The organism is Streptomyces sp. GL_141 (assembly GCF_057834385.1).
Genome location: NZ_CM174402.1, coordinates 1,601,670 through 1,613,287, shown reverse-complemented (window position 1 = coordinate 1,613,287; position 11,618 = coordinate 1,601,670). Strand labels below are relative to the sequence as shown.

Genomic DNA, 11,618 nt, shown 5'->3' with positions numbered 1-11,618 from the left:
ATGGACAACGAGCAGAAACTTCGCGACTACCTCAAGCGGGCAACGGTCGACCTGCGGGAGAGCCGTCAGCGCGTGCAGGACCTGGAGGAGCGCGCACACGAGCCGATCGCGATCGTGGGCATGGCGTGCCGGCTCCCGGGCGGCATCGCCTCCCCGGAGGACCTGTGGGAGCTGCTGAGCGCCGAGCGCGACGCGGTCGGCCCCTTCCCGGAGGGGCGCGGCTGGGACCTGGAGAACCTCTACCACCCCGACCCCGACCACCTCGGGACCTCGTACACCCGCGAAGGCGGCTTCCTGTACGAGGCGGACCGGTTCGACGCCGAGTTCTTCGGCATCAGCCCCCGAGAGGCGACGACCATCGACCCCCAGCAGCGGCTGCTGCTGGAGACGGCCTGGGAGGCCTTCGAGCAGGCCGGCATCGACCCCGCCGCACTGCGGGGCAGCCGAACCGGCGTCTTCGCCGGTGTCATGTACGACGACTACGGCTCCCGCATCCCCAACGCGCCCGAGGGTTTCGAGGGCTACCTGCTGACCGGCAGCACCGGCAGCATCGCCTCGGGCCGAGTGGCCTACACCTTCGGGCTGGAGGGCCCGGCGGTCACGGTCGACACGGCCTGCTCCTCCTCGCTGGTGTCGATCCACCTCGCGGCGCAGGCCCTGCGCCAGGAGGAGTGCACCCTCGCACTGGCCGGCGGCGTCACCGTCATGGCCACGCCCGGCACCTTCGTGGAGTTCTCCCGACAGCGCGGGCTGTCGCCGGACGGACGCTGCAAGGCGTTCTCGGCGGCCGCGGACGGTACCGGCTGGGCCGAGGGCGCGGGTCTGCTGGTGCTGGAACGGCTGTCGGACGCGGAGCGCAACGGCCACCAGGTCCTCGCGGTGATCCGTGGTTCCGCCGTCAACCAGGACGGCGCGAGCAGCCAGCTCACCGCACCGAACGGACCGGCGCAGGAGCGGGTCATCCGCGCCGCACTGGCCAATGCCCGCCTGTCCGCCTCCGAGGTGGACGTCGTCGAGGCGCACGGCACGGGCACCCGGCTGGGCGACCCGATCGAGGCCCAGGCGCTGCTGGCCACCTACGGCCAGGCCCGCCGGGAAGACAACCCGGTATGGCTCGGCTCGCTGAAGTCGAACATCGGTCACACGCAGGCCGCGGCGGGTGTCGCGGGCGTGATCAAGATGGTCATGGCCATGCGCAACGGAGTGCTTCCCGCGACGCTGCACGTGGACGAGCCGACCCCCGAGGTCGACTGGTCGGTGGGCGCGGTGGAGCTGCTGACGCAGGCACGCGACTGGGCCGAGCTGGACCGCCCCCGCCGCGCCGGCGTTTCCTCCTTCGGAGTCAGCGGTACGAACGCCCACGTGATCGTGGAGCAGGCCGTCGCCGTTCCCGCCGAGGCCGAGGCCGAGGCCGAGGAAGCCGTAGCCGAGCCCGATTCGGTTCCGGTGCCGTGGGTGGTGTCGGGCAAGTCGGTCGACGCCGTGGCGGGTCAGGCGGGTCGGCTGGTGTCGTTCCTGGAGGAGCGTCCGGAGCTGGATGTCGCGGCGGTGGGTCGTTCGCTGGCGGTGTCGCGTGCTCGTTTCGATCACCGTGCGGTGGTGGTGGGGGAGTCCCGTGAGGAACTCCTTGAGGGTGTACGGGCGTTGGCGGCGGGTGTGCCGGCGGCTGGTGTGGTGTCCGGTCGTGTGGTGCCGGGTGCGTCGGTCGCGTTCCTGTTCTCTGGGCAGGGCAGTCAGCGTGTGGGTATGGGTCGTGAGTTGTATGCGGCGGAGCCGGTGTTCGCGGCGGCGTTCGATGAGGTCGTCGCGGCGCTGGACGTTCACCTGGATCGTTCGCTTGCCGGGGTGATCGAGGGTGAGCCGGAGCTGCTTCAGCGGACCGGTTTCACTCAGCCGGCGCTGTTCGCGATCGAGGTTGCTCTCTTCCGTCTCCTCGCTCACTACGGCGTGACCCCCGACTACCTGGTGGGTCACTCCGTCGGCGAGCTCGCCGCCGCCCATGTTGCGGGTGCGCTCTCGCTTGAGGACGCTGCGCGGCTTGTGTGTGCCCGTGCGCGTCTGATGAACGGTGTTGCCGAGGGTGGGGCGATGGTCGCCCTGAACGCTGGTGAAGCGCGTGTCTCCGGTTGGCTTGAGGGCCGTTCGGGTGTGGATGTGGCCGGGTTCAACAGCCCTGGCAGCACCGTGATTTCGGGTGACGAGGCGGCTGTTCTCGAAGTCCTGGAGATAGCCAAGGCCGAGGGCGTGAAGGCCACTCGCCTCAAGGTGAGCCATGCTTTCCACTCCGCGCACCTGGACGCAATGCTGGGCGATCTCACCGAGGTAGCCCGCGAGCTGACGTATTCGGCTCCGCGGATCCCGGTGGTCTCGAATGTCACGGGGCAGTTGATCGAGGAGTTCACGGCCGAGTACTGGGCTGTGCAGGCGCGTTCGGCCGTCCGCTTCGCCGACGGCATCGCGACCCTGGCGGGTCTCGGCGTGACGGCGTTCGTGGAGCTGGGCCCCGACGGCACCCTGGCCGGTCTGGCCGGTGAGTGCCTGGCGGAGATCGAGGGCACGGTCGTGGTCCCGGTGCTCCGCAAGGAGCGTGCGGAGAAGCGGTCGCTCCTGACCGCCCTGGCCTCTGTCCACGCGCACGGTGTGGGTGTGGACTGGGAGGGCTCCCTCCCGGGCTCAGCCTTCGTCGAGCTCCCCACGTACGCGTTCCAGCGTGAGCGTTTTTGGTTGGATGCGCCGCGTTCTGGTGATGCGGCGGGTCTGGGTCTGACGGCTGTGGATCATCCGTTGTTGGCCGCGGTGATCACGGAGCCTGATGGTGACGCGGTGCAGTTCTCGGCGTCGGTGTCGTTGTCTTCGCATCCGTGGCTGGCTGATCATGCGATCGGTGGGACGGTGTTGGTTCCGGGGACGGTGTTCCTGGAGCTGGCGGGCGCCGCGGCCGAGCAGCTCGGTTACGCCACCGTCGAGGAACTCACCCTCCAGGCACCCCTCACCCTGACCGGTACCGCCCCCGTCTCGATCCGCCTGGCCGTGGGCCCGGCCGGTCAGGACGGTCGGCGTGACATCTCCGTCTTCGCCGAGCGCGAGGACGAGTGGGTCCGGTACGCCACCGGTCGCATCGCCGCCGGCGCGCCCGCCGAGGGCGCCGGGCTGACGCAATGGCCCCCTACGGACGCCGTTCCCGTAGAGGTGGACGACTTCTATCCGCGCCTCGACGACCTGGGTTACGGCTACGGGCCGGCCTTCCAGGGCTTGCGTGCCGCTTGGCGCTCCGGTGACGACCTCTTCGCCGAGGTCGCCCTGCCCGACCGGCTGCACGGCGAAGCCGCTCGCTTCGGTGTGCACCCCGCCCTCCTCGACGCGGCCCTGCACCCCCTTCTCCTCGAAGCGGAGACGGGCCCGCTCCGGGTGCCGTTCGAGTTCAGCGGCGTCACGCTGCACCGGGTCGGAGCGACCGCGCTCCGGGTGCACGTCAAGCGGCTGGGCGAGAACTCCGTGGCGCTCGACCTCGCGGACACGGCCGGCTCGCCGGTCGCGACGATCTCCCGGCTCGACGTGCAGGCCCAGGCGGCGAACACCGGCGCGCCGGTGCCGTTCCAGATCAACTGGACGCCGGTGGCCGTCGAACAGGGCGATCTGCCGACCGTCGTCGAGATCGCCTTCGGCCCCGACGGCCGCGCCGACCTGCCGGCCTCCCTCGCGGACCCGGTTCCGGCACAGGTCGTCGCCGTACTCCCCGTCACCGACAACGCGACGCCGGTGGACGCCCACCAGGTGGCGGGCGCGGTACTCACCCTGATCCAGGACTGGATCGCCGAAGAGCGGTACGCCGACAGCGAGCTGACCCTGGTCACGCAGGGAGCCGTGGCCGCCACCGCCGGCGAACCGATCCGGGACCTCGCCCAGGCTCCGGTCTGGGGTCTGGTCCGGTCGGCCCGCTCCGAGAACCCCGGACGCTTCCGGCTCGCCGACCTCGATGAGGGTGGTCTGGAGTTGCTGCCGGCGGTGTTGGCTTCGGGTGAGCCCGAGGTGGCGGTGCGTGGTGGTGGGTTGTTCGTGCCGCGGCTTGCTCGTGCCGCGGGTGCGGGTGCGGTTGCGGGTGTGGTGGAGGGGTTGGATCCGGAGGGTACGGTCTTGGTGACCGGTGCTCTGGGGACGTTGGGTCGGCTGGTGGCGCGTCGGTTGGTTTCGCATCACGGTGCGCGGCATCTGTTGTTGGTGTCGCGTCGTGGTGGTGAGACTCCGGGTGCGGCGGAGTTCGTGGCGGAGCTGGCGGAGTTGGGCGCTCGCGCCGAGGTCGCAGCGTGTGACGTGTCGGACTTCGATGCGTTGGCGGGGCTGCTGGACGAGGTTGCGGTCGGGCGGCCGTTGACGGCTGTGGTGCACACGGCGGGTGTGCTGGACGATGCGACGGTCTCGTCGTTGTCGGCGGGTCATCTGGAGCGGGTGATGCGTCCCAAGGTGGACGCCGCCTGGAACCTCCACCGCCTCACCTGGCACCACAAGCTGTCCGCCTTCGTGGTCTTCTCCTCCATCGCGGGGCTCGTCGGCAACGCCGGCCAGGCCAACTACGCGGCGGCGAACACCTTCCTCGACGCCCTCGCGCAGCACCGCCGCGCCCAGAACCTGCCCGCGACCTCGCTCGCCTGGGGTCTGTGGGCGGAGGACGGGATGGCCGGCTCGCTCGACGCCGCCGACCGCGAGCGCATCAGCCGGTCGGGCATCGCCCCGCTCGGCAACGAAGAAGGCCTCGCGCTCTTCGACGCGGCGCTCGCCTCGGCGGAGCCGCTGCTGGTCCCGGTCGCCCTCGACCTGGCCGCCGTCCGCCGGATGCCGGTCGTCCCCACGCTGTTCCGCGGTCTGGTGCGCCAGGCCGTACGGCGCCCCGGCGCGGGCTCCGGCAAGGGATCGGGCGTGCTGGCCGACCGGCTCGCGGGCCTCTCCGCCGAAGACCGCTCCCGCACCGTGCTGGACCTGGTCCGGGCGGAGGTCGCCCTCGTGCTCGGCCACACCGGCTCCGAGGCGGTCACGCCCGACCACGCGTTCAAGGAGCTCGGCTTCGACTCCCTGACCGCGGTGGAACTGCGCAACCGCCTCAACGAACTGACCGGCCTGAGACTGCCGGCCACCTTGGTCTTCGACTACCCGACTCCGGCCGTCCTGGCCGAGTACCTGGTGGGCGAGACCTCCCAGTCGGCCGCGTCCACGCGCACCCGCGTGGTCACCGCGGTCTCCACCGACGAGCCGATCGCGGTGGTCGGGATGGGCTGCCGCTATCCGGGCGGGGTCGCCTCGCCCGAGGACCTGTGGCGGCTGGTCGCGGAGGGCCGGGACGCGATCGACGAGTTCCCGTCCGACCGCGGCTGGGACGTCGAAGGAATCTTCGACCCGGACCCCGAGAAGATCGGCAAGTCCTATGTCCGTAAGGGTGGGTTCCTCCACGAGGCCGCCGAGTTCGATGCCGAGTTCTTCGGCCTGAGTCCCCGTGAGGCCACTGCCACGGATCCGCAGCAGCGGGTGCTGCTGGAGGTCGCGTGGGAGGCGCTGGAGCGGGCCGGTATCGATCCTGCCTCGCTGCGCGGCTCCTCGACCGGTGTGTACGCCGGTGTGATGTACAACGATTACGGGCTGCGGCTGGGCAGTGCTCCGGAGGGCTTCGAGGGGCATCTGCTGACGGGGACGATCGCGAGTGTCCTGTCGGGGCGGGTGTCTTACACGTTCGGTCTCGAGGGTCCTGCGGTGACGCTGGACACGGCGTGTTCCTCGTCGCTGGTGGCCGTACACCTGGCGGCTCAGGCCCTGCGCCAGGGCGAGTGCTCCATGGCCCTCGCCGGCGGCGTCACGGTGATGTCCACCCCGACGACCTTCGTGGAGTTCTCGCGTCAGCGCGGCCTGTCCCCGGACGGGACCTGCAAGGCCTTCTCGTCCTCGGCGGACGGTACGGGCTGGGGCGAGGGCGCCGGTGTTCTGGTGCTGGAGCGCCTGTCGGACGCTCAGCGGCTGGGCCACACCATCCTCGGTGTGATCCGTGGTTCCGCGGTCAACCAGGACGGTGCGAGCAACGGCATCACGGCCCCCAACGGGCCTTCCCAGCAGCGGGTGATCCGCCAGGCCCTCGCGAACGCGGGACTGGAAGCCTCCGAGGTCGACGCCGTGGAGGCGCACGGCACGGGCACCACGCTGGGCGACCCGATCGAGGCGCAGGCGCTGCTGGCCACCTACGGCCAGGACCGGTCCGCGGACCAGCCCTTGTGGCTCGGTTCCATCAAGTCGAACATCGGTCACACGCAGGCCGCCGCGGGTGTGGCGGGCATCATCAAGATGCTGATGGCGATGCGCAACGGGGAGCTTCCGGCGACCTTGCACGTGGACGAGCCGACCCCGCACGTCGACTGGTCGACGGGCGCCGTGGAACTGGTGACCGAGCACCGGGCGTGGCCCGAGCTGTCGCGTCCGCGCCGTGCGGCCGTCTCTTCCTTCGGTATCAGTGGCACCAATGCCCACGTGGTCCTGGAGCAGGGCCCGGAGCCGGTCGAGGTCGATGAGCCGGTGGTGGTGGGGCTTCCGCTGGTGGTGTCGGCGAAGAGCGAGGCGGCGCTGGCGGCGCGTGCCGGTCAGGTGCGTGAGCTGCTGGCTTCGGAGTTGGTGGATCCGGTGCGGGTGGCTTCGGCGCTCGCGACGCGGGTTCCGCATCTCCCCTTCCGTGCATCGGTTTCGGGCACGGGCCGGGATGAGTTGCTGGCGGGTCTTGAGGCGCTGGCTTCGGGCGGTTCGGCGGCGAATCTGGTGCAGGGCGCGGTCTCCGGTGCGGGCAAGACGGTGTTCGTGTTCCCGGGTCAGGGTTCGCAGTGGCAGGGCATGGCGCTGGAACTCTTCGACTCCTCCCCGGTGTTCGCCGCGCGTCTGGTGGAGTGCGAGCGGGCGTTGGCTCCGTTCGCGGACTGGTCGCTGCTTGATGTGTTGCGTGGTGTTGAGGGTGCGCCTGGGTTCGACCGGGTGGATGTGGTCCAGCCGGCGTTGTGGGCGGTGATGGTGTCTTTGGCCGCGTTGTGGCGGTCGGTGGGCATCGAGCCGGACGCGGTGATCGGTCACTCGCAGGGTGAGATCGCGGCGGCGGCCGTGTCGGGGGCGTTGTCCCTGGACGATGCGGCGAAGGTCGTGGCGTTGCGCAGTCGGGCGATCGTGAAGCTCGCGGGTACGGGTGGCATGGTCTCGGTGGCGCTGCCGGCCGACGAGGTCCGTGAGCTCATCACCCGTTGGGGCGGCGCCATCGACATCGCCGCACACAACGGCCCGGTCAGCACGGTCGTCTCCGGCAACCCGGAGGCCCTCGCCGACCTCGTCGCCCGCGGCGAGGCCGAGGGGTACCGGGCGCGCACCATCCCGGTCGACTACGCCTCCCACTCCGCCCACGTCGACCTCCTGGAGGAGGAGCTGCGCGAGCTGCTGGCCGGCATCACGCCGCGTACCGGCGACATCGCGTTCTACTCCACCGTCACCGGGCAGCCGCTGGACGGAACCGAGCTCGACGGCACGTACTGGTTCCGCAACCTGCGCCAGACCGTCCAGCTCGTCCCGGCCACGCGGGCCCTGCTCGCCGACGGCCACCGCGTCTTCATCGAGGCCAGCGCCCACCCGGTGCTCACCTCGTCCCTCAGCGACACGGCCGACGAGGCCGGAGCGGACGGCACCGTCGTCGTCGGATCGCTCCGGCGCGACGACGGCGGCCAGGACCGCTTCCTGACCTCGGTCGCGGAGGCGCACGTCCACGGAGTGGTCGTCGACTGGGCGGCCGTACTCGGCGGACCCGGCGCGGTCGTCGACCTGCCGACCTACCCCTTCCAGCGCCGACGGCACTGGCTCACGGGGACCGCGGGCACCGGTGACGCGGGCTCCCTCGGACTCCAGCGCTCGGAGCACCCGCTCCTCGGCGCCGCGATCCGCACCGCCGACACCGAAGCCCTGATCTTCACCGGGCGGCTGTCCCGCTCCACCCAGCCCTGGCTGGCCGAGCACGCGGCCCTGGGCAGTGTGCTCCTGCCCGGAGCCGCTCTGGTCGAACTGGCCGTCCACGCGGGCGACCAGGTCGGCTGCAGCCACGTCGAGGAACTCACCCTCCAGGCTCCCGTGCTGTTCGGGAAGAGCGGAGACCTGGACCTCCAGGTGCTCCTCGGCACGGCCGACGCCGACGGCAGCAGGCAGCTGAGCATCCACTCGCGCCCCAGCGGTGGAGCGGGAGACTGGGTCCGGCACGCGACCGGCACCATGACCGACACGGCTCCCGAGCCGGCGACCGACCTGGCCGTCTGGCCGCCGGCCGACGCCGCCCCGTTGCCCGTCGAAGGCTTCTACGAGCGGCTGGAGGGACGCGGCTACCACTACGGCCCCACCTTCCAGGGCGTGCACGCCGCATGGCAGGCCGGTGAGGACGTCTACGCGGAGGTCCGGCTCGCCGACGAAGCGGACGCCTCGGGCTTCACCCTCCACCCGGCCCTGCTCGACGCGACCCTGCACGCCATCGGTCTCGCCGACGACACCGGCCAGGTCCGCCTGCCGTTCAGCTGGGCCGGAGTGCACCTCTACGCCGCCGGCGCCCGGTCGCTGCGCGTCCGGCTCACGCCCGCCGGCCCCGACGCGATCTCGGTGCTGATCGCCGACGCAACGGGCACGCCCGTCGCGAGCGTCGACACCCTGACCGTACGGGCGGTGAGCGCGGACCAGCTCGGCGCGGACCGCGAGGCCGGTCCGCAGTCCCTGTTCGCGGTGGACCTCGTCACGGCGGACGTGACCGGCGCCGTACGGTCCGGCGAGCGGTGGGCCCTGTTCGGGGCCGACCCGTTCGGCCTGGCCCCGGTCCTCACCGAGGAAGGTGTCTCCGTAGCGGAGTACGCCGACCTGGCCGAGCTGACCGCCGCCGGGGCGGCCGCGCCGGAGCGGGCGCTCTGGTGCGTACCCGCGGGCCGTGCGGACGTGGCCGACTCGGCCCGGGAACTCGCCGTCGACGTGCTCTCCTTCCTCCAGCAGTGGCTCGCCGCCCCGGAGGCGGGCGACGCCCGACTGACCGTGGTCACCCGGTCCGGGGACCTGGCGCACGCCGGGCTGACCGGCCTGATCCGCACCGCGCGCACCGAGAACCCCGGCCGCGTACAGCACCTGGCCGTCGACGGCCACCCCGACAGCCGGCAGGCGGTGCCGGCCGCCGTGGCCGCCGAGGCCTCCGAACTGGTCCTGCGCACCGGCACCGTCCTGGCACCGAGGCTGGTGCGGGCCGACCCGGGCGCCGTACTGGCCGAACCCGCCGGACAGGAGCCCTGGCGCCTGTCGCTGACCATCAAGGGCGAGCTCGACAGCCTCTCCCTCACCGCCTGCCCCGAGGTGCTGGAGCCCCTGCGGCCCGGTCAGGTACGGGTGGCGGTCCGGGCGGGCGGCCTGAACTTCCGCGACGTGCTGCTCGCGCTCGGGATGGTCCCCGACGACGAGCGGCCGCCGGTGGGCGAGGGCGCGGGCGTGGTCCTCGAAGTGGGACCGGACGTGGCCGGATTCGCTCCCGGAGACCGGGTCATGGGCCTGTTCTCCAGCGGCGTCGGACCCGTCGCGATCACCGATCACCGACTGATCGCGCAGATGCCCAAGGGCCTGTCCTTCGCACAGGCGGCCGGCATCCCCGTGGTGTACCTGACCGCGTACTACGGACTGACCGACCTGGCCGGGCTGCGGTCGGGCGAGTCCCTGCTCGTGCACGCGGCGACCGGTGGGGTCGGGCTCGCGGCCATCCAGCTGGCCCGGCACTGGGGCGTCGAGGTATACGGCACCGCCAGCACCGGCAAGTGGGAGACCCTGCGCGGACTGGGATTCGCCGACGACCACATCGCCAACTCCCGGACGCTGGAGTTCGAGGAGCAGTTCCTCTCCGCGACCGGGGGAGCGGGCGTCGACGTCGTGCTCAACTCCCTGGCCCACGAGTACGTGGAGGCCTCGCTGAGGCTGCTGCCGCGCGGCGGCCGGTTCCTGGAGATGGGCAAGACCGACATCCGTGACGCGGCGGAGGTCGGCGCCGACTGGGAGGGAGTGCGGTACCAGGCGTTCGACGTACTGGACGCCGGCCCCGAGCGGATCGGCCGGATGCTCGACGAGATCCGCTCCCTCTTCGACGAGGGAGCACTGCAGCCCATGCCGATATCGGCCTGGGACATCCACCGGGCGCCGGAGGCCTTCCGCTACCTCAGCCAGGCCCGCCACATCGGCAAGGTGATCCTGACCGTGCCGTGCCCGCCCGACCCCGAGGGGACGGTCCTCGTCACCGGCGGAACGGGTGTACTGGGGGCACTGGTCGCCCGTCACCTGGTCGCCGAGCAGGGAGTACGCCGACTGGTGCTGCTCAGCCGGCGCGGCTCGCAGGCGCCCGGCGCCGCCGAACTCGAAGCCGAACTCCGCTCCGCCGGAGCCGAGGTGACCATCACGGCCTGCGACGCGGCCGACGGCCGGGCCCTCGCCGAGGTGCTCGCCGCCATCCCCGCCGCGCACCCGCTCACCGGCGTCGTGCACGCCGCGGGCGTGATCGACGACGGCACCCTGGAGGGCCTCACCCCGCAACGGCTGGCCACCGTGTTCCGCGCCAAGGCCGATGCCGCCTGGCAGCTGCACGAGCTCACCAAGGACCTGGACCTGTCCTCCTTCGTCCTGTTCTCCTCGCTGGCCGGAATCCTGGGCAACGCGGGACAGGGCGGATACGCCGGGGCCAACACGTTCCTCGACGGCCTCGCCGCCCACCGTGCCACTCTGGGCCTGCCCGCCACCTCCATCGCCTGGGGCCTGTGGGCGCAGACCAGCGAGATGACCGGACACCTGGACGACGCGCACCTGCGCCGACTCGACCGGATGGGCATGGCCGCGCTCACCGACGAACAGGGCTTGGACCTGCTCGACGCCGCGCCGGGCCTGCACCGGCCGCTCGTGGTGGCCGCGCCCGTCGACATGACGAAGCTGCGGGCGAGCGGGCAGGCACTGCCCGAACTGCTGGCGGCGCTCGACGCGCCGAACGGCGCACCGGCCCGGCGCCGGGTCGTCGAGGCGGGCCCGGCGGGCACGGCCTCGCTGGCCGAGCGGCTGATCGCCCTGCCCGAACCGCAGCAGCACAAGGCCCTGCTGGACCTGGTGCGCGGCGCGGTCGCCACCGTCCTCGGACATGTGGACGGCCAGGCGGTCACCGCCGACCGGGCCTTCAAGGAGCTCGGCTTCGACTCCCTGACCGCGGTCGAACTGCGCAACCGGCTGAACAACGCCACCGGGCTGCGGCTGCCGGCCACCTTGGTCTTCGACCACCCCACCCCGGAGGCACTCGCCGAGTTCCTCCACACCCAGGTCGTCCCGCAGCGGGAGACCACCGCCAAGTCGGTCGTTGCCGACCTGGACCGGCTCCAGCTCGACCTGCTGGACGCAGCCGCCCGCCAACTGCTGACCGACCGGATGCGGGACCTCCTGCGGACGCTGGACAGCCACGCGGAAGCGGCCCCCGATGACGAGCGGGATCTGGAGTCCGCCACGGACGACGAGATCTTCGACTTCATCGACAGTGAACTCGGCTCTGCCTGACCTGCCTCTCTTTCGAAGGTGTTGAC

1 protein-coding gene is annotated in these 11,618 nt (G+C 71.8%); it reads left to right on the top strand.

Annotated elements, in window-relative coordinates:
* Positions 1 to 11,592 (top strand): SDR family NAD(P)-dependent oxidoreductase, encoded by an 11,592-nt coding sequence (locus AC3IX6_RS06965; protein ID WP_489369360.1) that lies wholly within the window; start codon positions 1 to 3, stop codon positions 11,590 to 11,592.
* Positions 11,593 to 11,618: the final 26 nt, after the last annotated feature.